Origin of the sequence: uncultured Spongiibacter sp., from assembly GCF_964011655.1 — a bacterium.
GTDB lineage: Bacteria > Pseudomonadota > Gammaproteobacteria > Pseudomonadales > Spongiibacteraceae > Spongiibacter > Spongiibacter marinus.
Window position 1 is genome coordinate 43,615 of the sequence record NZ_CAXGPO010000001.1, and the last position, 21,831, is coordinate 65,445.

Sequence of the window (21,831 nt, forward strand, 5' to 3'; positions counted from 1 at the left end):
ATTCTCCAACCTAGGAATGAGAAGAGAGGTTTGCTTATTCCAAATGAACGACGAATGGTGGATTTTTAGCCGCAACCCAGAGCGCTGGCGCCATTTTTGCCCCCAGCGTTGTTGTCGGTCGCTTGTTTGGGCCCACCAAACTTCGCTTCCTCCGCCTAGCTGGAGGCAAAAATGACCTCCAGCAGGTGCATCTCAATTAGTGTTAACAGGCCCTAGGGGGCACTTAAGGTCATAATACTGCCGCGTTCTTGAAGATCGACATGCTCTAGAAAGCTCATTCCCAGCAGTATTACATGGGGGTATTCACCATCCACCACCACAGCGGGAATATGGTGGCGCTCTATGCCGCCTACCGCCAGTTTGTCCAGTTTCACCGCAAAGCCGCGGCTGACGCCAGACGCAGTGGCAATACTAACCACTGGCGCGTCGTCGTAGCGAATACCTAATTGGCGGGCATGGCGAGCGCTCATTGCTACTTTGGTGGCGCCGGTATCCACCACCGCCTCGGCGCTTCGACCATTGATCTGCAGGCGCGTTCGGTATTCACGATTGCTGTTGCGCTGCAACACCACTTCCTGGCGTTCGCTCTCGGCATACAGTGTGCCAATACGTTTATTGAGTGTGAGGCGGTGGGTTTTGCCTTGATAGCGCACCTGAGCAAATCGCGAATTCGCCGACAGCACTTTGGCCCCACCCGGGTGGCTGCTGCCGGTGCGCACTAATTGTTGCTGGCCATTGATCTCCAGCAGCACCGCGTTTTTAAATAGTCCGCGCACAATCAACTCGCTGGCGCTGGCTGTCGTAGCCGCCACCATTAAAACTGCAATTATCGCCAGCTGTTTCATACGCGCGATCTCAAAAATGGCTCTGTCTGATTATTGTGTTTGGCTACGCGCATAGTAGCACCCACACAGCGCAGGTCGATACGTTATCTCCACAGCTTAGCCAGCACCCGGCAATCGCTGACGCCGAAGTAACTCAATAAACCAACGGTGCCCTGCATCGCCGTTCAGGCTTAGTGGCCACATCAGCCAGACGGGTATCGGCGGCACCGGCAATGGAAAGGGCAGAACCTGAATATCGTAGGCCGCAGCGTATCGCCTGGCGAGTTCGCGGGGCATAGACGCCAGGGCATCGGTTTGCTCAACCACCGACGGCATCGCCGCGAAGTGCTGAACATGAAGGTCGACCCGGCGCTCAAGCTTCTGCCCGCCCAGTGCCAATTCAAGCTGGCTGCGGTAACGGCTGCGCTGGCGCAGCAAAATGTGGCCCTCTGCAAAATACTGTTGCGCAGACAGGCTGCCAGCGATACGCGGGTGGGCACCGGCGGCAATCACTACCAGCTCTTGCTCACCCAATAGCGCCGAGCAGACTTTATCCGATTCAATCCGCACAAAGTCGATCACTGCATCGTACTCCAGGCGAGACAAGGCTTTGGCCACATCTTGTTGATCCAGCACCTCGTTGCGCAAACGCAGACCCGCTCCTGAACCCTGCAATGCGCGCAGCAGCGGCCCCAGCGCCGCCATTTCCATGTAGCCGTCAGCCAACAGGCTGAATTCCCGCTCGGCGGTGGCAGGTGAGAACACTTGCTCCACGCTGAGCGCTTCAGAAATCAGTGCGAGGGCCTCGGCGACGGCCGCCTGAGCGGCAATCGCCCGTGGCGTTGGCCGCATCCCGCTGCGGGTGCGCACAAACAGCTCGTCTTTCATGGTCAGCCGCAAGCGCTGCAAGGCCGCACTGACAGCGGGCTGGCTCATGCCGAGTTGCTCGGCCACCCGAGACAAATTTTGTTCGCGCAGCAGGGCCTCAAACACCGTGAGCAAATTAAGGTCGACCGAGCGTAAATTCAGCTTCATAAATATTAGGTATATAAATTATCAAATTTACAAATACCTCAAATCCCGTAACCTGTCTACATCAGCCGCATATAACAGTAACAAGGAGCTGCCATGACACTGCAACCTGCGCATTTCGTGACACTATTTATAATTGTTTTTGCCCTATGGGAATGGCTCAGTGGCCGCGCCCGCGCCGAGCGCAAAAACAAGGAAGATTGGCAAATGGCGGGGCTGAGTGCCGCCGGCATGGTGCTTATCCAACGGCCAGCACTGCTGTTTGGCATCGCTTGGATCGCTGGCCTCATCATCCCTCAGTATCAGGGCGGCCTAAGCTGGTTGGTAAGTGATTACTTCTGGCTAACACTCATCGGCTACATCGCCTTAGAGGAACTGTTCCACGGCCTTGGACACTGGTTTGCCCACGCCCGCCGGCCCAAATCGCGCTGGCTGCAACGCCTGCAAGGCCTCTATAAGATCGGCCATCGCCCACACCATTTGTCGGGCGGTAACGACGGCAAGGGGCAATTAACGGTGACGCAGACCTTTGTGGAGCACTGGCTGTGGTGGTTCATCATGCCCAATTACTGGTTCCAGTTTTTGGCTCTATACCTGGGACTCACAGAAGTGTTTATTATCGGCACGCTGTTCAAAGGCCTCTGGGCGGCTCACAACCACGTGAACTGGAACTATGACTTGTACTTCCTCAACCACCGCTGGGCCTGGGTGAGAAATAGCATGTATGCCCTGTGCCACATTTTCACCTTTCCGACGCAGCACCACCATCACCATGCCCGTGGCAAAAATTCAGGGAGCAACCTATGCAACCTGTTGGCGATCTACGATTGGTTGTTGTTCGGTACATTGGTGATCGAGCGCGAGAAGCCCAAGGTCTATGGCTGGCGCCAAACCCCCGAAGAGGAGCACAGCGCCTTATACCGCTACTTTTACACCGACCTTGCTAAGCTTCGCTAGTGGAGCGCCAGTAATTCGGCGACCACCGCCTCAGGGTCATCCGCCTCGGTAATCGCGGTGATCATCGCACAACTCCCAACGCCCGTCGCCAGCACGTCGGGGGCCCGGCGGCGGTCGATCCCGCCTATCGCAGTAAGGGTATAACTCGGCGAGAGGATATCGACCCAACGCTTAAGCTGAGTCAGGCCCTGAGCCCCAAAGCGCATCACCTTACTGGTCGTCGGATAGACCGGGCCAATCGCGATATAACTGGGTGACAGCGCATGAGCACGAGCGATTTCATAGTAGCTGTGCGTGCTCACGCCCAAGCGCAAGCCAGCAGCTGCGATAGCGCCGATGTCGGCAATATCCAGGTCTTCCTGGCCCAAGTGTACGCCATAGGCCCCGGCGTCAATCGCCTGGCGCCAGTAATCATTAATAAACACCCGCGCGCTGTATTGTTGGCCCAGTGCAACAGCGCGCCGAATTTCCTCATCGAGATTGCTCTGCTCGGGGTTTTTAATGCGCAACTGGATCGTTTTAACACCGGCACGCAGCAAGCGCTCCAGCCACTCAGTACTGTCCACCACCGGGTACAAACCCAGTTCGCCGCCACAATCGGGAAACGCCTGAATCGGCGCGGCGGGCAACTGCCGACTCAAACGTGGAAAGTCCTCCAGCCGCTGCGGCCAGCCCAGGTGTACAACCGGGCCGGGGCCACCACCGAGCTGCACAGCCAAACGCAGTCCCTGACTAACATAGGCCTTAGCAATGACTAAGGCATCAGCCAATTCGTAGCCACGAGCGATCAGCGCCGCTATCGCCGACGATAGCGTACAGCCAGTGCCGTGGGTATTGAGGGTGTCGATGTTTTCGCCACTCAGCCAGAAGCCACTCTCGCCATCGGTCCAATAGTCGTGACGACAGCCATCATCGGTGCTCAGGTGCCCGCCAGTTAGCAGCACCGAACGGGCGCCTAACACCACGATATCCTGGGCGGCACGCTCTACGTCAGCCGGGGAGTTAATCTCACGATTGAGCAGGGTTTCGGCTTCGCTGATGTTTGGGGTCAGCAGGTCGGCGCGCGGCAAGATTTTTTCGATCAACGCCTCGCTGACACCGTCCTCCATTAACTGACCGCCACTGGTAGACACCATAACGGGGTCGCAAACCACAAAGCCGCGATAGTCAGCCAGGTACTTTGCCACCATCTCAACAACATCTTCGCCGCCGAGCATCCCCAGCTTTATCGCCGCCGCCTGCAGGTCACTGTCGAGCGCATTAATTTGCGCGGCAAGCGCCCGACGCGGCGTAATGGCCACATGCCCAACAGTAAAACTATTTTGTGCAGTTAATGCCGTAACCACTGAACAGCCGTGCACGCCAAAATCGTGAAAGCTGGCCAAGTCCGCCTGAATACCGGCTCCGCCACCGGAATCTGAGCCGGCAATCGTCCATGCAATGGGCTTTGAATGACTCGCCATAAGGCCTTTTTACCTCTGATTAACCGTGGGGTTTCCCTACTCTGGACGAAATATGGCTTCGGCCTTGAGCCACATTGGTCGGTCGCGCAGGCGCAATAGATACGCCTGAATATTGGCGTAGGAGCCAAGCACATCGCCGCCCGCCGGCCCTGGAATCAACGGCGAATCGAGCATCATCAACGGAAAGGCGACCATAATATCGGCAGCGCTAAATTCACCGGCAATGTACTCCCTGTTCGCCAGCACCCCCTCCATATACCCGAGTACCGTCTCAAATTCGCCGTGCACAAAGCTATTGTAGGCGGGGTTATCCACGCCACTCATGCCGGCGATCATATTCATCAGCACCGGCGTCATCAGCGTTGACTCAGCCGCATGAAGCCAGTGCAGATACTCAATATATTCCGGTGTCCCGGCGGCCGGCCGCAGGCGACCCTCGCCATACTTGTCGAGCAAATATTCCACAATGGCGCCGGATTCCGGGATCACCAAGCCATCATCTTCAATGACCGGCGCTTTCCCCATCGGGCTGACCTCCCAAAGCGAGGGTGGCGAGCGGAATGTCTCTGGGTCGCGATCGTGCTTAACCAAGCGGTATTCAAGACCGAGCTCCTCCGCCAACCAGATAATCCGATCGGAGCGAGAGAGACCAAGATGATGGATCGTTAACATGAAGCCTTCCTGTGCTGAGATGGGTTGGGGCGCGACACCCGCCTACCACTGATAATAGCAGTGCTTTGCTATCGGTACCGGCCTCGCGCCACGGCGATGATTATTGGTGCCAAAACGGCATACCGAGCGTCGGTGTCGACGGTGAGGCGGTTTGCCGAGCTGGCATCGCACCCGCGCGATACGCTTTGCGGCCCGCAGAGAGTGCATCGCGAAACGCCTCGGCCATGGTGACCGGCTGACTGGCCTGGGCAACCGCGGTATTAAGCAGTATGCCGTCGTATCCGAGCTCCAATGCCTGTACGGCATGAGACGGTTTACCGATGCCTGCATCCACGATCAACGGCAGCGACGGCAAGCGCTCACGAATGGTTTGTAAGTTGTAGGGGTTCATTAACCCCCTACCCGTACCAATTGGAGAGCCCCAGGGCATCAGCACCTCACAGCCGGCATCGCGCAGACGCTGACAAACAACCAGGTCGTCAGTGCAATACGGGAAGACCTTAAAGCCCATCTTGCTCAACTGCTGGGCCGCCTCGATGGTGGCGATTGGATCCGGCTGCAAATTGTAGTCGTCACCAACAACTTCCAACTTCAACCAGTCCGTCTCAAAAAGCTCGCGGCTCATTTGCGCGAGCGTCACCGCCTCTTTCACGGTGTGACAGCCGGCGGTGTTCGGCAACAGGGTTTTCCCAAGGCTTTTAATTTGCTGCCAAAATGCCTCGCCACCGCCTTGTTCAGGCGACTGGCGGCGCAGACCGACGGTAATAATTTCTGCGCCCGAGGCCAAAATAGCCTCGCACATCACCTGCGGTGACGGGTACAGCGCACTCCCTATCAACAGGCGACTGGTAAACGACTTACCGTAGAGGCTCCACGAGTCCTGCCGATCTACAGACATGCTTTATTCCTCAATTTTCGAGCACACGAGCGCTAGCCACCTTGCACGGGGGCCAGCACGTCTAGCTGATCGCCATCGCGCAAGCGGTGCTCGCCATAGCGTGAACGCGGCACAAAATCACCGTTTACGGCAACCGCAACCTTGCCACTTTCAAAGCCCCATTCTTGAAGCAGCGCCGCCAGGGACTTCTGCTTGTCGCACTGTTTCTGCTGATTGTTCACACTGACGGCGATCATGACGCTCGGACCCGTTCACACATACCCTGATCAAATTTTTCCAATGCCTGCTCCACGACATGAGGACTGAGCAGGTAGCCGTGACGATAGAGGCCGTTCACTATCAAACGGCCCGGCTCAGCCATGACCACCGGCAAGTTGTTTGGCATCGCCGGCCGGCAATGCGACCAGGCATGCTCTACCTCCGCTTCCGCAAAACCACTGTGCAAGCTGTACAACGCCGACAGTAGCTCCAGATGACTACGCACGGTCACCGGCGCCATCGACTCGCTCTCGATCTCCGTGGCACCAATCACATAGCGATTATCTGGCCGTGGCGCGATGTAGAGCTTGTAGCGCGGGTGCATCAAGCGCACTGGGCGCTGTAAGTTCACCTCTGGCGCATGCAGCCACAATACCTCACCGCGCACGCCCCGCAGCCCCGCCAATTGTCCCTTGGCACCAATCCCGCGACAGTCGACGACGCAATCAAAATCTTGCCAGCGGCCCTGCGCATACAGACGCCCCGGCTCAATGTCAGTAACGTCGACATGCTCGTGCCACTGGCCTGAAAGATCGGCGATGGCGTGATCGAGAGCACGAAGTAGCGCGCTGTTATCGAGGTAGCCCTCGTGAGGCAGGAACAAACCGTTGCGATAACGACCCGCTAACTCCGGCTCCAGTTCCGCGAGGCGCGCCGCAGAAAGTTGCTCAACATCGGCTAAATGATCTGGCACGACCGCCTGCAACTGCTGGAGAAAATGCGCCAGTGTGGACTGGTCCAGTTCGTGCGCAACGACAACACTGCCATCAACGCGGCATGTGATATCCACGCCGGTTGCTTCGCCCAACTCAGCAATGTGCTGTGGCCACCACGCGAGAGCGCGCAAGCCCCAATCGAAAACCTGACGCTCGGCGCTCGCCACTTCAGTGTACGGCGCCAGCATCGACGCGGCGATACGCGCCGCGCTCTGCTCGGCAGCGCGACTACCGCGTTCAAAGATACAGAGCCGGTGCCCACGCTGCAGCAACTTCCAGGCGAGCAAGCGTCCCAGCAAACCGCCACCAACAACGGCAATAGATATTGCGCTCATGCGCGCCTACACCTTGTGGTAGATTTCACTACCTTGCTCTTTAAACTCGGCAGACTTTTTCGCCATCTCCTGCTCGATATCGCCTGATTCCAGTTTTGCAGCGTAATCACGCACATCTTGGGTGATTTTCATCGAACAGAACTTTGGCCCACACATTGAACAGAAGTGGGCGACTTTCGCGGACTCCTTGGGCAGGGTTTCGTCGTGAAACTCTCTCGCGGTGTCCGGATCGAGCCCCAGGTTGAATTGGTCCTCCCAGCGGAATTCAAAGCGCGCCTTACTCAAGGCGTTATCACGCAATTGCGCGCCGGGATGCCCCTTGGCTAAGTCGGCCGCATGCGCCGCAATTTTGTAGGTAATGATGCCGGTTTTTACATCATCCTTATTGGGCAAGCCCAAGTGCTCTTTCGGAGTGACGTAACACAGCATGGCGCAGCCATACCAGCCGATCTGCGCCGCGCCAATGCCCGAGGTAATGTGGTCGTAGCCCGGCGCGATATCAGTAGTGAGCGGCCCCAGTGTATAAAACGGCGCCTCGTCACAGTGCTTTAGCTGCTCGTCCATATTCTCTTTGATCATCTGCATCGGCACGTGACCGGGGCCTTCAATCATCACCTGAACATCGTGCTTCCACGCCTTCTTGGTCAACTCACCCAAGGTACGCAGCTCGCCGAACTGCGCTTCGTCATTGGCGTCGGCAACCGAGCCAGGGCGAAGCCCATCACCCAGCGAAAACGACACATCGTAGGCCTTCATGATTTCGCAGATGTCGTCAAAGTGGGTGTAAAGGAAGTTTTCTTTGTGATGGGCCAAACACCACTTCGCCATGATCGAGCCACCGCGCGACACAATGCCGGTTACGCGCTTCGCCGTTAGCGGCACGTAACGCAGTAGCACGCCTGCGTGGATCGTAAAGTAATCCACGCCCTGCTCGGCCTGCTCTATCAGCGTATCGCGGAAGATCTCCCAGGTGAGGTCCTCGGCGATGCCGTCGACTTTTTCCAGCGCCTGGTAAATTGGCACAGTACCCACCGGCACAGGCGAATTGCGCACAATCCACTCGCGGGTCTCATGAATATTTTTGCCCGTCGACAAATCCATCATGGTGTCGGCACCCCAGCGAATGCCCCAGGTGAGTTTGGCAACCTCTTCCTCAATGGACGAACCCAGTGCGGAATTCCCAATATTGCCATTCACCTTTACCAGGAAGTTACGGCCGATAATCATCGGCTCCAGTTCAGGGTGGTTAATATTGGCCGGAATAATGGCGCGACCGCGAGCGACCTCGTCGCGAACAAACTCGGGGGTAATTTCTTTGGGAATGCTCGCCCCAAAGGATTGTCCCGGATGCTGCACCGCCAACTCCCCCGACTCACGCGCCTGCGCCAGTGCCATGTTTTCTCGTATGGCGATGTATTCCATCTCTGGTGTGATGATGCCGCGCTTAGCGTAATGCATTTGGCTAACGTTCTGCCCCGCCTTCGCGCGGCGCGGCCGGCGCTTAAGGTCAAACCGCAGCTGCTCAAGGCTCAAATCAGCGGCGCGTTGACGGGTATATTCAGAACTGTCACTGCTCAGTAGCTCGGTGTCATCGCGATCCAATATCCACTGCTCGCGAATTGGCGCTAAGCCCTTGCGAATATCAATGCTCGCCGCGGGATCAGTGTACGGACCAGACGTATCGTAAACCCGCACCGGCGCATTGGGCTCCAAGCGAGTGGAACCGTCAGGGTCTTGCACAGGCGTCGCCGTCAACTTGATTTCCCGCATCGGGACCTGGAGGTCAGAACGACTCCCTTCAACATAAATCTTTGACGAACCCGGCAGGGGCTCAACGGCAGCGGCATCGACTTGCGCAGTTTCACGCAGCAACGGATATTCAGATGAACTCATTATTCCCCCCGCGCACGTAGGCGCTCAGTGTTGTAAACACAGGGAGCAGATCGTCAGTAGAGACGGAATATGACTGAGGCGACCTTGTTCCCTACGCTGGCATTATCCAGATCAGGTGCAACGGGACTCGCTATGCGATCTCAGCCCTGGCCGATTTGGCCGTGACGGGCGCCCCGACAAGAGTTTGTCAGTGTAGGGTGGGGGCAAGGCAATGGCAAGAGGCAAGCGACTTGGCACCCCACGAACAACGAGCCATAAAAAAAGCCGCTACTGCGGCTTTTTTACTCGGCTTACACAAGCGATTATTGATTCACTTTCGGCAGGGCTTCTGACAATGCGCGAGCATAGGCATTGCGGGCTGTTTGCAGTACTGCCAAATCCTGTTGAGTTGTCGCGATCTTTTGATCGGCCACTCGCACATTCATAAGCTGATTTTTGGCTTCACTACTCAGTGACTCCAAGTCGTATTCTTTTCCATCAATGGTAATGGTTTGAGCTTGCGTCATGATTAAAATTCCTTTTTTACTGTTTACAATCCGTTGTTACCTTCCAAGCACCTCATTAGTAGTATTTAAAAAAACCATTGAGACACTGTCCAGCACGTTTAAACGCGCTTCCAAGTAAACTGCTGCTTATTAATTTATAGCAAAGCACTAATACTTTGACGCAACAAATTTACCAGCTTTAAGGCATTGCCTCAAACAGAATTCATATAACTTTTCCGAGTACATCACTTAGTCACTTGAGGAGGAGAATAACTGATCGCGGTAGTTCGCGACCCTGGCTGCCGTTCGCTGCCTGTCCTCAGAATCTTGCTCCTGCATACTCCTGCGCAACTGGTCGGCAAGCAAAAGGTTTTCTGGGTGTTCGGCTATACGCGCCTCAACGGCCTGACTCCGCTGTTCATGCCTTATCCATAACGCACACATTTCCTCACGCTGCTTTTGAGCAAGTAAGTCGCTAGCCGTCGGGGTATTCTTCTCAAGATTTGCGCTATCATTTTTCTCATAACTAACATCCATTTGCGAACGACTGTGCGCGAGATTCAATATTTTTTCTCGCACAAAAATTTCCTTTTCGGCTGCAAGCTTTCTCTCAACCGCTTCTATATAGTTCAAATTTTCTTCTGAATTTATGCGGCTTAACTTTCCCGCCAATTCGCTTTCGAGTGACGTTTTTTCAGCTTGATACAAACTACCAATCGACTGGGCATCGTCACCGCTCCGTAAGCGCTCTACATACGCCCCAAATAATTGATGGAAATAGCTTTCATCCCCGCCATTAACCGTCTTATTCGAGGCTATAACGCCCGATACGGGCTCCGTCATAATTGCCTTCATATTGAACCCTCCAGACAACTTATCCAGGCTTTAACTCAGCAAAAAACACGCCAATAAAAATATGCCCATATATCAATAGTTTATTTTATAGCGGAACACCAAAACGAAGAATAGCGGCAAAAAAAACCCGGCTTGCGCCGGGTTACAAACTCAGAGTAATTCCGCTTTCGCGGAAAACTTAAGTACGGTTAAGCGATTTCGATCCAGCCTGCACCAGAGTCAGCACCGCTTTCCAAGCCAACCAGGGCCGCCGTACCAGGCATTCCTACCAGCTCTACAACAGTGTCGTTTCCGCCATCCTGGAAAACAAAGACACTGTCTTTCTCATCCAGAACGTTGTTTCCGTCAGCATCATAGGTGAAGGCGACAGTGCTACCACTATTATTGAGGTTAGCGGCGAGATAACCCAGTGCATCTTGCAAGCTAATCTGACCTGCACCTGTACCAACTTGATTCGGACTTAAGCCGTTATCATTGTTGTCAAATGTGGCCACACCATTTGCAATGTTAACACTGCGAGCCGAACCAACATTAGCATCTTGCGCTGGAAGATTAGCGTTTGTAGCAATAATAGTACTGGCCAAATCGAGAACATCCTCACCTACAGCACCCAATGCATTAAAGCCAAACACCTGGTCCATGGCAGCAGCCGTTGATTCACCATCTGCAATTACTACAGTGTCTGAAGCACCGTCTACCACTTTAGAGTTTTGCATCGCAAACTTGTCAGCGCCAGCACCACCATTGAAGGTATCCGCGCCAAATCCACCAATGGCAGCATCATTACCCGCACCACCCCGGAAGTCGAGAGTACCTAATGCGCCAACCATGATGGCAACATCGTTGCCGTCACCACCGTCCACAGTCTGATTATTGCCATCGTTCCGGATGTACAAATCAGAGTTCGCAGTTGGCGCGGCAGCATTGCCATCTTTATCAAGGTCATTCACAAATGCACGGCGACCATCGAGAACGGCGGAGTCGGTATTTAGACTATCGCCAGTCCAGCTAAGCGTTAGCGTAGAGCCAGCGCCTACAGCCAACATTTGGTCGACATCCCCCAGACCGAATCCCTGACCATCAACGTCGATCTGAACTGATGTGATACCACCACCATCGAGCGATACGGTATTGGTTGCCGTGGTCGCGGCGTTACCTGAGTTAAAGTTATCCTGAACAGTATCAATACCTGTGCCTACGCTGTAGGTATCGTTACCAAACAGGCCTTGCACCAGGTCATTACCTGCACCGGAGAAGATAACGTTATCTCCGCGCCCACCCTGGATAGTGTCCCAGCCAGAACCAGTCGTAATGGTGTCATTTTGCGCCGAACCAGTGATAACGTTGTTACCGTTGCCGCCGTCGATTTTAATACCCTTACCAGCGGAAGTTGCTGCACTGAACACATCATTACCGCGGCCCAACGTAACATTGGCTCCATCGCCCAGCGCAATCGCATCTGCAGTAAAGTTACCTTGCACTGAAGTAGCGTCCAGGCTCTTAAGAGTGTTGTTCAAAGCACCACCTGAGATGGTCTTAAGATCAACATTTCCTTGAGCTGAAACCGTCAGAGCAGACAGGTTTTTACCATAGATGTTGTTGATGATCGTTTGTGCATTAGGCGCGCCTGCGGTGCGGTCTTCATCAGCTACGGTAACATTCATGGTTTTAACGCCATGTGCCGTCAGCTGACCTAGCTCGTACATGGTCGCACCAAAAATAACATCATCAAGCTGTGAATTAATGTTAACGGCTAGTGTGTCTCCCGTGTTGTTCGCAAGGGTTACGCCGTTGAACACTGCCTGGGTTGACTCATCGTTAATCCACGCCTTGTATGCAGCATCACCGGCAACGGTGCTGCCAATGCCTGTCCAGGTTGGACTAGCAAGGCGAGCTGCCGCTTCAGCCTGCGAGCGATTAGCCGCAGTGTTGTCATTATCAACGTCCAAATCGGCCGAGAAGTTTAGCTCGCTCAAGGTCGTATCCGTTAGGGTGATAACGTCTTTAGTTTCTGGTGTTACCACAAACGGTTCTGCTGCATTGTCGGCTTTTTGGGCTGTAATATTGTTATTACCAGTCCTATCCGTGGCGTTTGAGCCCATGATAACGAGGTTATCTACGTCAGCATTGGCCATTCCCAAGCTGATTTTTTCAGAGGCGACAATATGTAGGTTCTCGATGTCAACAAGGTCCAAATTCGCATCTTTGCTGAATGCAGCCCGAACAGTATCCACACCACCTTGGTCACTAATTTTGTCTGCAGAGTTAAAACCATCAACCGTTGCGAACGTCAGGATATCGTCACCGCTACCCAAGCGAATATCTTGGTTAGCGTTACCAACGGTCAAACGCAGATCACTTGCCTGAGCAGAGCCGTCTACCACTTTGCTAATCAGCGTTTGCGAGACGGTAAATTCATCACCAGCCTCACCACCACTCAACGTTAGCGTTCCAGTATGCTCAGCAGAGTTAATTAAATCGACGGTGTTAGATTCGATGTCATTATCGATAATAGTGATATTTTCAACGCGACCATCATCTTTGATGGTGTTGCCATCACCATTATCACCATCTACATCCAAGCGGAAGTTGAAGAAGTTATTACCACGGGCGTCTGGGTTCGGGTTATTGCGATCATCTTCAATAGTGATTGCGAACGTGTCACTACCTGTTGATGCATCCTTCAGCTGAACATCAACCAGAGGGTTGCTGGCACCGGTAATACCGTGATTCAGCTGAACACCATTTTGAGCCAGCGTAGACCCCAGATCACGCAGGTTAAACATGGCCGAACCACCCTGCTCACCTCTCATCAATACACTAGTGAGGGACGAATCGAAGGCATCGAAATCTACCGTCTGTGCGCCGTTTTGCTGACGCAGCTCTAAGCTTTGGATATTGCTAATTGCTGCATCATTTTCTACACCTGCCGTGGTGACCAAGCTGTTAGCGCCAGCACCACCATCTAAAACATCACGGTTGGTCGGCGACGTATCAGTCACAGTTTCCGAGGTCCAAAAGACGTCGTTTCCAGCACCACCTTGAATATTCGTGTGAACCATCGCACCTGAATTTGATGGGTCAGGGTGCCCACCCAGTGCAGAGCTAATATCAATTTCCATATCACCCGTAAAGGCTGATGCGTCAAGGCTCAAAAGCCCCACAGCCGATGGATTAGCAATGCCCCCGGATCTTAACTGATTCCACTCAAATACAGTATTTATTCCAGGCGGGTTATTATTTTCCCAAAGATTGACGATTTTAAGATCATCACTACCGGTAATAACCAGTGACTCCATTTCGTTAACTGAGAAGCGATCTAAGTCGACGCCGTTTACCGCGTTAAGGTTGACCGTTTCAAAGCCTTCTGTGGCAGCACCCGTTCCGCGGCCAGATTGCCCAACCATTTGAGCGAGCACGTCATCCAATTCGATATCAAGTGTATCGTTACCAGTCAACACGCCTTGCTTATAAACAAAAGCAACAGTGGCGTCATCTGACGCTGTATTTGAGACGCGCAGATCAGCCACAGGAGTACTGATATTATCTACCGTAACCGCACCAGCATCTTGTGTAACGCGCTCAACATTAACCTTTTCGGTCGAGTCCGCATTACGCAGATCTAGAGTTGTGGTGCTGCCAGTCCAATCGATATTAATATTTTGGATATTGATCAGCTTAGGGGTAACAACCGGCGAGGTTTGTTCATCGCCATTCTGGTGCCCCATTGTAACGTTCAAGGTATTGTCGGTTTTACCGGCAGTACCTGTGAGCACATCTTCATCTTGCAGAGACAGAATACGGTCAGAGCCATCTGGAGTGAATACCATCGGGGCATCGAAAACGTCAGCCGTAGCAACATCAGTTCCGCTGGTCAGCTGATAAGCGCCTGGCGTGCCGCCATTGCCCGCTGGGTCAACGGTGATATTTACCGTTTGAGTAATGCTGGTTTTACCGTCTGAAATCACTACATCGAAGCTGTCGGTGCCACTGAAGCCAGCATCGGGGGTGTAGGTGAATTGGTTGCTGCCGTTTACAGCTAATTGACCGTTTGCGGGCTGAGTAGGCGAGTAAGTGAGTGAATCGCCGTCCGCATCGGTTGCATTGATGGAGATAACGGTTGAGTCACCTTCGTCAACACTTACAGCCTGGCTGGCCGCTGCTTCTGGAGCACGGTTAGCGGGTGTGCTGGATTTGCTACCACCGTTGTCGTCGTCATCGTCGTCTGAGGCGGCAACAATGGCCGCCGCACCGAGAACACCGGCACCGATCCACACGCCAGTAGGTACTGAGCCGCCGGACGAACCACCGGTTGATGCGCCGCCAGATGACTGTGCGTTGGTGTCAGCCAGAACCATTGCCGCAACGCCATTGTCGGCAGCAGCAACTTCTACGGCTTCAGTTTGAATTGCGCCTTCGCTAAGCGCCACTTCCTCTTCCAGCTTCTTCTCATCGTCGAAGAGGCCTTCTACAGGTGCGGTTTCTAGTTCGGCTTGGGGGGCTACAGCAGCCGCCAATTCGGCAGACAATGTGTCGACAGCAGTCGTATCCACATCCACTGTAATTTGCTCACGCGTTCCTTGCTTTTTCATTTGTATCTCCCTGGGTACGAGTACTATCCGACATCCGCCGGAATCTCTACAGCAACTGATTTTGCAATCAGTATTCTGGTCAATAGCAAGCATCCTGCCTGCCGTGTCACGCGCTGTACTCAATCCTTGAAACAGACTTGCGTAACGCCGGTATGTACGAGTACCGACTTGACATAAACTTTTTCGAGTTTGAAAGGTACGTCAGCGCTGTCAACACGTCAATACCCTATAAAGCTGCTCGAAAGATTTTATCTTTAATTAAATCTTTTCGCTTTCCAGTTTGTTACAGCGCACTTTAATGATGCACTATTAACAATCTTATTTAATATTTAAAGCGACACCACACTTTATTTTTCGAGTTTTTATAGCATAGTACAATGCCATAAAAACGCTACAAGTTAATAAAACTTTTTTAGCGTTCGGTTAGTGCCTCGGCACTGCCGCGGCGCAAGGGTTTAAGAATATACTGCGCAACGGTTCTATGGCCGGTAATAATCTCCGCCGTTGCTGTCATACCTGGTATCACTTCTATTGGTTCTATTCCCTTTCTTTCAGGTAACTGGGTGATCTTTACTTGCGCCCGGTAGTAAGGGTCTTCATTTTGACGCAGATCTTCATCAATGGTGTCAGGGCTCACATACACTACTTCACCTTCCAGCGAGCCATAAATGCTTGAATCGTAAGCATCTAACTTCACATTCGCTCTAAGCCCCGGCCTGACGAACGCCACGTCTTTTGAATAAATTCGCACTTCTACTAGCAAGGGCTCATCTGAGGGCACAATCTGCAACAGCTCATCGCCCGCTTTAAGCACCGCCCCTAAGGTTGTAATGCGAATATTTTTAATACTGCCCGACATCGGCGCACGAATAATGGTAGCCGCCAATGCCTCTTGGCGTTGCTTGTAGATCTGTAATGTTTGCTCTAACTCTGCCTGGGTGCTCGCCAGTTCTTTTTGCGCGTCGCGGCGATATTCATTTTGCCTGTTAGTAAGCTCAGCAGTGAGCTCAACCACTTGGCGTCGCGCCGATAACACTTCTGACTGAGAGGCATCACCAGTGCGCGCCAACTGTTGTAAAGCGCTTAGCTCTTCCTGTGCGAGTCGCAGTGATTTTTTGACGCTGTTTCGCTCTTCGCGCTGCTGACGGAGGCGCCGCGTATGCAGGTTCTTTTGTCGGTCGGCGAGGTCGCTTTCCCTTGCTACGGCATCACTAAATTTCAGTGGTGTACCGTTGAGCTCCGCACGTAAGCGTTCCACGTTTGCCGTTAGATCCAGCACTTTGGAGCGGGTCTCAGCGGCATTGGCGGCAAAACGGGTGCGGTCCAGCTCCGCCAGAACGTCACCCGCATTGACCAGTTCACCCTCTTTCACATTCAAACTTTGCAGAACACCACCGTCTACCACCTGGACGATTTGCGAACGACTAGAAACGATCACCTCGCCACTGGCCCTTACCTGCTCATCCAGTACTGCCCAGTTCGCCCAAGCGACACTGGCCACAACGGTCAGCCCCATCACCCATAGCATTCGCCCGGCCGCGCCAATATTGATGGGACGAGAGCGTGAGAATAAGTCCTCTGCGGATATCATTGTCCACCCCCTACATTTACAACACCCGGGCCGTTTTGGCTGCCAGCTTTTTGAGCTTGGTTTTGCACAGCGGGTGCCGATGCATCCGCAAGCAGTTCTTTGACGATTTCGCCGTTATGAATAATGAATCCGCGATCCGCTAAACTCACCCAGGATTGCTTGTGAGTTGTAAAGATAACCGTAGTGTCACGGGGCAACCCCTGGATAATATCGATAACTTTTTGCTCTAGTACCGAGTCCAAGCTGGCCGCGGGCTCATCAAGCAACCAAACTTTGGGATTTTGAAGTACCAGCCGCGTGAGCCCAACAGCCTGTCGCTGTCCGCCCGACATTCCAGCCCCGCCTTCAGTAATTGGTAGCTGCAAGCCCAACGGGTGGCGCTGCACAGCATCGAGCAGGCCTGTTTTTTTTAGTGCGGCGACGATCTCGTCTTCGCTGGGCATACTCATCCCCAAGGTGAGGTTGTCGAGCAAGGTCCCGGAAATCAATTTCGGCTCTTGGGGAAGGTATCCAATGACTTCACGCAACCAACTCTGCCGACAATGCTCGTAGTCGAGACCGGCGATACGGATCTCACCTTGATTTGGCGTGGCAATACCCGCAAGCAATTTCAACAACGTCGATTTTCCGCAGCCATTGCGACCCAACACGGCCACTTTACTGCCTGCATCAATGCGCAGCGCTTCAGCACTGAACTGCGGTAGCTGCGACCCCGTGTAGGCATACTTCACATCAACCAGCTCCAGGTCCAACGGCAGGGCATGGGTATTCGCTTCGCGCTTGGCATCCAGGTCACTCGGGCAGGACAGCACTTGATCAAGCACTTGCAGGGAATACCTGGCATGGTGCCAACGCACAAGCAGGGCGGATATACCAGAGATACTTGCCAGCGCCCGCCCACCCAAAATTGAGCAGGCAATTAAACCGCCCATAGTGAGTTCGCCAGTCTCAATGACATAGACACCGGTAATAATAATGGCCACGTAAGAGAGCTGCTGAAAGAACGCCGTGACAATCTGCACCACGGACGACACGTAATTCAGCTCTTCACCGCGGTCGCACGTTTCCCGTGTCGCGTTAATCCAGGCGTCACTAAATTTTGCCTCTCCACCCTGGGATTTTATTACTTCACCGCTGGACACCGCCTCATAGAGCATTCCCTGACGGCGCACAACGGCGTCGTTATTTTCTTGTTGAATGCGCGCCAGTGGCTTGTAAGCCACCAGACCAATTAGCGTGCTTAACAGCACAAATACCAGCGGCACCAGAGCAACCGGGCCAGCTATCATATAAATCGCCGCGACAAACAAACCAACGAAAGGCAGGTCAACCAATGAGAACACCGTGGACGAGGTAAAGAACTGCTTCACCGATTCATAGTCCCTGACCTGTGCGACAAGTGAGCCCTGACGACTCGGACGTCGATCTAACTTTAGGCCCAGCAAGCGCTCAAATATGTAGAGCGACAGTGCCTCGTCCAGGCGCTTGCCGGTCGCGTCCATAATTTTTAGGCGCACCAGCTTAAAAATAACGTCAAATACATAGGCCACGCCCATACCAATTGCCAAAAACCACAGCGTGGCATAGGCAAAATTAGGAACAACTCGGTCGTATACCTGCATTGCAAACAGCGATGACATGACGGCAATGAGATTGATAAACACCGATACCAACGCGACCTTACCAAGCAGCGGCGCATGCGCCTTTATCGCAACATGAATCGCTTCAGTCGCCTTACCGCGAGGCTCGCTTTCGATAAAGCTTTCGTCCTCCTCAGCAGCAAGGGGCGCTACGGGAACCAATACCTCTGGGTTAGCCGGCAAGCTGACGGGCTCTGCCCCCAACCATTTAACTACCATCGGCGACTCACTACTCGCCAGCTTGAGCACAACACCTATGCTATTCGCTGTAACCAGCCACGCCGGTAACTGGCCGGGCGACAATAATCCAGCCGTGCTGCTGGCGACGGCATGCCCCTTGAATAGCGACTTCCATGCGGCAATCAGGCGGTCGCGGCTGGTATTTGCCGTGACCTGCCCCCAGGCCTGCTCGGCTTCGTGCTTGGAGGCGTGCAAACCCCTGCGCCTTGCCATGTCCATTAGCGCTTTAGCGGCTAAGGGCATTGAAATATCCTGCTCATCGCTTGCCAACTCAGCGGGTGTAGGTCTTGCTTGCACTTCAACTTCAGCGGTGGATTCGGCGAGATTACTAGACATACTTTGACCTACTGCTCCTGGAGCGCTAATTCAATAGCCGGTGCTCCGGCATCTAATCGAGACCACATCATTCCGTGAAGGGCCAAACGCGTATTCGCCGACCAATAGCTCTTTTTAATTGCGGAAATTTGCAGCAAGGCTTCGTGCGCCTCGCGGTGAGCGTTCAATACTTCTAACCACGCCTTTCTGCCCACTTTAAACTGCCTTAAAAAGCTATCGACTAAGTTCACTGCCGCGCGCGCCGCTTCCACTTGCGCGTAAAACTGCTCTTGCGAGGCATTGCGTTCGGAATACGCGCTGCTGACGATGTCGGTGACATCACGTTTGGAATAGACCAAGTCTTGCTCTGCGCCGTGCAAACGCTGAAGAATTGCCCGGTAACTGTTATACCCCTTAAGGCCGCTGTCGCTAGAAAACTGCAGCACCAATTGCGTTGACGAGTCCGGCGTGAAATCCCCAGCAGATTGATCGAGCTGCGTGCTGTACTGCAAGCTCAACTGCGGATAAACCGCCGACTTAGCCACCTTTACCCGCGCTTTTTGCAGCGCAATTTCGGCGCCTGCGAGTTGTGGCGCGGGGTGGTACTTGATTGCTCGAGCATCAAGTATTTTGAACATCTCTTCATGGGACAAACGGTAACGCTCAGCGGGCCAGCGCACCTCTCGCACAGAACGATGCAACAAAGACTCCAAGTGAAGGCGACTGCGCAGCAATACCGATTTACTGGCCTGTAAACCAGCCCGCGCCTGACTCAGCCGAGTCTGGGCGGTTTGAATATCAGCCTCCGGAGACACCCCTAACGATGCACGACGACTAATCGTATCGAGCAAGGCCTGAAGATTATTGATATAACGCGCCCACAGCTGCCCCTGCTCTTTCGCCAGCACAACATTCAGATAGGCCTCGCTGGTGTCTAACGCCAAGTCCAGGCGCGTTTGATTCAGTTCGGCCAAAGCGCGATATTGCCCCGCTTCGGCCTCTTTTAGCTCTGCAGAGGTGCGCCCGCCCATCCACAACGGCTGAATAATATTGACCGTTGTGGCAGAGGCATCGTTACTCGCCTGGCGAGCCGTGACCGACATATAGGGGTAAAAGCCGCTGCGCGCCCCCGAAATTTCAAAGCCCGTAGCCTCAACCTCAGCCAGCGCCCGCACAACATTTGGGTGCTCACTCCACACGCTGGCTAACACCTGACCCAGGCTGAGCGCATCGGGCTTATCAGCGTCTTCGGAATACAGTTGAACACCAACGCTCATCTCGCCGTTGGGTGCCATGGGCGCTAAGGCATAGGAATTGAGAACCGCCTCCTGGTCACGCGACGGCGGGGCCATTGAGCGCAGCATGACTTCTGAATAGAGCACGCCTCTCTGACTTTTCGCCGGCATCTTCGCCGATGAATCGGAGGTCGTCGAGCAACCAGCCATCACCACGGCTGCCACGCTGCTGAGGAGTATCATCCCCTTACGGATAGCGGCGACAGGCCGGGGAAATAATAATCGATTTGTTGTTATCTGGGGCATACCACCAACTTAACCATTCCATGGGTTGGTGACACAGGGAGGTATAGACAGCGAAAATCACGAGTGGATTCTCACGTATTGCACACTATCCCTGTGCACCTTCGCACCCACCGACATCCTCGTCAGCGCCCCAGCCTGGGGGATCGGCACGAATCTTCCGTTTTATACAAGGTGGTTGTTTTATAACCACCCCAAAAAACGATCCGCGATACTAGCAGACCGCTTTACACCGCGCAATCAACTGCACATCCGTGCAAATTAGCGCATTGCCATAATATATACACAGCCAATTTCTGCTGGCAAGCCTAGATGGCGAGTATTACAAATTTATTTTCACTGCCTCACTCGCAGCAATGGCTTTCGCCTTGGCGTCGTTTACATCCACGCCGCGTGCCAGGGCAACCCCCATTCTTCGCTGGCCATTCACCTCTGGTTTGCCGAAGAGCCTCAGCTGGGTATCACTTTCTGCCAAGGCTTTATGGAGGTTGTCAAACCGCGTCGCGTTGGAAACGCCATCGACCAAAATCACCGCAGAGGCCGACGGCCCATGGTTAGCAATGTTGGGGATAGGCAAGCCGAGAATCGCGCGAGCGTGCAGAGCAAACTCTGACAAATCCTGCGAAATCAGTGTGACAAGGCCCGTGTCATGGGGGCGCGGGGACACCTCACTGAACCACACCTGATCGCCTTTTATAAACAGCTCTACACCAAACAGTCCCCAACCGCCGAGCGCGGCGGTGACGGATTCTGCAATAGACTTCGACGCCGCCAACGCCGCCTCAGACATCGCCTGAGGCTGCCAGGACTCTCGATAATCACCAGCTTCCTGGCGATGACCAATAGGCGCACAGAAGCTGCAGCCATCGCGGTGCCTGACAGTGAGCAGGGTAATTTCGTAATCGAAGTCGACAAAGCCTTCAACGATCACCCGCCCCGCCCCTGCGCGGCCACCCTGCTGGGCATAGTCCCAGGCCTTTGAAAGCTCTGATGCACTGCGCAGCAGGCTCTGCCCTTTGCCGGATGAGCTCATAATGGGCTTAATCACGCAGGGAAAACCAATCGCCTCAACCGCGACACAAAAGTCATCATAGTTATCAGCAAAGCGATACGGGGAGGTTGCAATATCCAGGGTTTCCGCCGCTAGGCGACGTATTCCTTCGCGATTCATGGTGAGTTGCGCCGCTCGTGCGCTGGGCACCACATTAACGCCCTCGCGTTCAAGCTCTACCAGCACATCGGTCGCTATCGCTTCGATTTCTGGCACAACGTAGTCGGGCTTCTCCAGTTCGATAACCCTGCGAAGCTCGTCGCCATCAAGCATTGAAAAACAGTAACTTCGATCAGCCACTTGCATGGCCGGCGCATTTTCGTAGCGGTCACAGGCGATAACCTCAACCCCCAGGCGCTGCAGCTCAATGGCGACCTCTTTGCCCAACTCGCCTGAGCCACACAACAGAACCTTGCAAGCACTGCTACTAAACGGCGTACCGATGGAAACCATACCTAGCTACCCTCACTACCAAC

Annotated in this window: 16 protein-coding genes and 1 riboswitch; of the genes, 1 reads left to right on the plus strand and 15 read right to left on the minus strand. The window is 53.9% G+C overall.

The annotated features are described in order from the left end of the window. Positions 1-212 precede the first annotated feature (212 nt). The gene (locus ABNS66_RS00230; RefSeq protein WP_286839829.1) at positions 213-845 is read right to left on the minus strand and encodes a TIGR02281 family clan AA aspartic protease; all 633 of its coding nucleotides are present in this window, start codon (positions 843-845) and stop codon (positions 213-215) included. A gap of 96 nt (positions 846-941) precedes the next feature. Beyond that, a complete protein-coding gene (locus ABNS66_RS00235; protein WP_204994696.1) occupies positions 942-1,859 on the minus strand; it encodes a LysR substrate-binding domain-containing protein in 918 nt (305 codons plus the stop codon). A gap of 93 nt (positions 1,860-1,952) precedes the next feature. Here ABNS66_RS00235 and ABNS66_RS00240 point away from each other — a divergent pair, with 93 nt between their 5' ends. Further along, positions 1,953-2,813 carry a sterol desaturase gene (locus ABNS66_RS00240; protein ID WP_286839827.1) on the plus strand — a complete coding sequence of 287 codons (861 nt, stop codon included), beginning with the start codon at positions 1,953-1,955 and terminating at the stop codon, positions 2,811-2,813. On the opposite strand, the gene thiD is transcribed toward ABNS66_RS00240, so the two are convergent. The 13 genes from thiD to purT all read right to left on the minus strand — a co-directional run bounded on the left by thiD (position 2,810) and on the right by purT (position 21,808). Further along, entirely contained in the window at positions 2,810-4,276 is a 1,467-nt protein-coding gene (gene thiD / locus ABNS66_RS00245) for a bifunctional hydroxymethylpyrimidine kinase/phosphomethylpyrimidine kinase (protein WP_286839825.1), read from the minus strand. The two genes, ABNS66_RS00240 and thiD, sit on opposite strands and share 4 nt — an antisense overlap. Before the next feature lie 36 nt (positions 4,277-4,312). Continuing rightward, positions 4,313-4,948 carry a glutathione S-transferase family protein gene (locus ABNS66_RS00250; RefSeq protein WP_204994698.1) on the minus strand — a complete coding sequence of 212 codons (636 nt, stop codon included), beginning with the start codon at positions 4,946-4,948 and terminating at the stop codon, positions 4,313-4,315. Between the two features lie 100 nt (positions 4,949-5,048). Next, entirely contained in the window at positions 5,049-5,846 is a 798-nt protein-coding gene (locus ABNS66_RS00255; protein WP_286839822.1) for a thiazole synthase, read from the minus strand. A gap of 32 nt (positions 5,847-5,878) precedes the next feature. Next, positions 5,879-6,082: a sulfur carrier protein ThiS gene (gene thiS / locus ABNS66_RS00260; RefSeq protein WP_286695120.1), complete on the minus strand. Its 204-nt coding sequence runs from the start codon at positions 6,080-6,082 to the stop codon at positions 5,879-5,881. Beyond that, positions 6,079-7,155 (minus strand): glycine oxidase ThiO, encoded by a 1,077-nt coding sequence (thiO, locus tag ABNS66_RS00265; protein ID WP_286839820.1) that lies wholly within the window; start codon positions 7,153-7,155, stop codon positions 6,079-6,081. The genes thiS and thiO overlap by 4 nt, the downstream gene beginning before the upstream one ends. Positions 7,156-7,161: 6 nt before the next feature. Then, positions 7,162-9,048 (minus strand): phosphomethylpyrimidine synthase ThiC, encoded by a 1,887-nt coding sequence (thiC, locus tag ABNS66_RS00270; protein WP_286695122.1) that lies wholly within the window; start codon positions 9,046-9,048, stop codon positions 7,162-7,164. Positions 9,049-9,119: 71 nt separating this feature from the next. Beyond that, positions 9,120-9,234: riboswitch (TPP riboswitch) on the minus strand. A 116-nt stretch (positions 9,235-9,350) separates the two neighbouring features. Next, positions 9,351-9,554: a DUF6447 family protein gene (locus ABNS66_RS00275; RefSeq protein WP_027873177.1), complete on the minus strand. Its 204-nt coding sequence runs from the start codon at positions 9,552-9,554 to the stop codon at positions 9,351-9,353. Positions 9,555-9,782: 228 nt separating this feature from the next. Beyond that, positions 9,783-10,388, minus strand: coding sequence for a hypothetical protein (locus ABNS66_RS00280; RefSeq protein WP_286839817.1), 606 nt, complete (start codon positions 10,386-10,388; stop codon positions 9,783-9,785). Positions 10,389-10,576: 188 nt separating this feature from the next. Then, complete coding sequence (locus ABNS66_RS00285) at positions 10,577-14,980, minus strand: Ig-like domain-containing protein (protein ID WP_286839814.1); 4,404 nt, start codon at positions 14,978-14,980, stop codon at positions 10,577-10,579. A gap of 412 nt (positions 14,981-15,392) precedes the next feature. Next, complete coding sequence (locus ABNS66_RS00290; RefSeq protein WP_286839812.1) at positions 15,393-16,571, minus strand: HlyD family efflux transporter periplasmic adaptor subunit; 1,179 nt, start codon at positions 16,569-16,571, stop codon at positions 15,393-15,395. After that, positions 16,568-18,787, minus strand: a complete 2,220-nt coding sequence (locus tag ABNS66_RS00295) for an ATP-binding cassette domain-containing protein (RefSeq protein WP_286839809.1) — start codon at positions 18,785-18,787, stop codon at positions 16,568-16,570. The genes ABNS66_RS00290 and ABNS66_RS00295 overlap by 4 nt, the downstream gene beginning before the upstream one ends. Before the next feature lie 8 nt (positions 18,788-18,795). Further along, positions 18,796-20,244, minus strand: a complete 1,449-nt coding sequence (locus ABNS66_RS00300) for a TolC family protein (RefSeq protein ID WP_286839807.1) — start codon at positions 20,242-20,244, stop codon at positions 18,796-18,798. A 382-nt stretch (positions 20,245-20,626) separates the two neighbouring features. Next, the gene (gene purT, locus ABNS66_RS00305) at positions 20,627-21,808 is read right to left on the minus strand and encodes a formate-dependent phosphoribosylglycinamide formyltransferase (protein ID WP_204994708.1); all 1,182 of its coding nucleotides are present in this window, start codon (positions 21,806-21,808) and stop codon (positions 20,627-20,629) included. Positions 21,809-21,831: the final 23 nt, after the last annotated feature.

What these genes read in the sequence shown, in the direction of transcription:
- thiD (WP_286839825.1), bottom strand. Translation starts at nt 4,276, where the DNA reads ATGGCGAGTCATTCAAAGCCCATTGCATGGACGATTGCCGGCTCAGAT.
- thiS (WP_286695120.1), bottom strand. Translation starts at nt 6,082, where the DNA reads ATGATCGCCGTCAGTGTGAACAATCAGCAGAAACAGTGCGACAAGCAG.
- ABNS66_RS00255 (WP_286839822.1), bottom strand. Translation starts at nt 5,846, where the DNA reads ATGTCTGTAGATCGGCAGGACTCGTGGAGCCTCTACGGTAAGTCGTTT.
- ABNS66_RS00285 (WP_286839814.1), bottom strand. Translation starts at nt 14,980, where the DNA reads ATGAAAAAGCAAGGAACGCGTGAGCAAATTACAGTGGATGTGGATACG.
- thiC (WP_286695122.1), bottom strand. Translation starts at nt 9,048, where the DNA reads ATGAGTTCATCTGAATATCCGTTGCTGCGTGAAACTGCGCAAGTCGAT.
- thiO (WP_286839820.1), bottom strand. Translation starts at nt 7,155, where the DNA reads ATGAGCGCAATATCTATTGCCGTTGTTGGTGGCGGTTTGCTGGGACGC.
- ABNS66_RS00280 (WP_286839817.1), bottom strand. Translation starts at nt 10,388, where the DNA reads ATGAAGGCAATTATGACGGAGCCCGTATCGGGCGTTATAGCCTCGAAT.
- ABNS66_RS00300 (WP_286839807.1), bottom strand. Translation starts at nt 20,244, where the DNA reads ATGATACTCCTCAGCAGCGTGGCAGCCGTGGTGATGGCTGGTTGCTCG.
- purT (WP_204994708.1), bottom strand. Translation starts at nt 21,808, where the DNA reads ATGGTTTCCATCGGTACGCCGTTTAGTAGCAGTGCTTGCAAGGTTCTG.
- ABNS66_RS00250 (WP_204994698.1), bottom strand. Translation starts at nt 4,948, where the DNA reads ATGTTAACGATCCATCATCTTGGTCTCTCTCGCTCCGATCGGATTATC.
- ABNS66_RS00275 (WP_027873177.1), bottom strand. Translation starts at nt 9,554, where the DNA reads ATGACGCAAGCTCAAACCATTACCATTGATGGAAAAGAATACGACTTG.
- ABNS66_RS00295 (WP_286839809.1), bottom strand. Translation starts at nt 18,787, where the DNA reads ATGTCTAGTAATCTCGCCGAATCCACCGCTGAAGTTGAAGTGCAAGCA.
- ABNS66_RS00230 (WP_286839829.1), bottom strand. Translation starts at nt 845, where the DNA reads ATGAAACAGCTGGCGATAATTGCAGTTTTAATGGTGGCGGCTACGACA.
- ABNS66_RS00290 (WP_286839812.1), bottom strand. Translation starts at nt 16,571, where the DNA reads ATGATATCCGCAGAGGACTTATTCTCACGCTCTCGTCCCATCAATATT.
- ABNS66_RS00235 (WP_204994696.1), bottom strand. Translation starts at nt 1,859, where the DNA reads ATGAAGCTGAATTTACGCTCGGTCGACCTTAATTTGCTCACGGTGTTT.
- ABNS66_RS00240 (WP_286839827.1), top strand. Translation starts at nt 1,953, where the DNA reads ATGACACTGCAACCTGCGCATTTCGTGACACTATTTATAATTGTTTTT.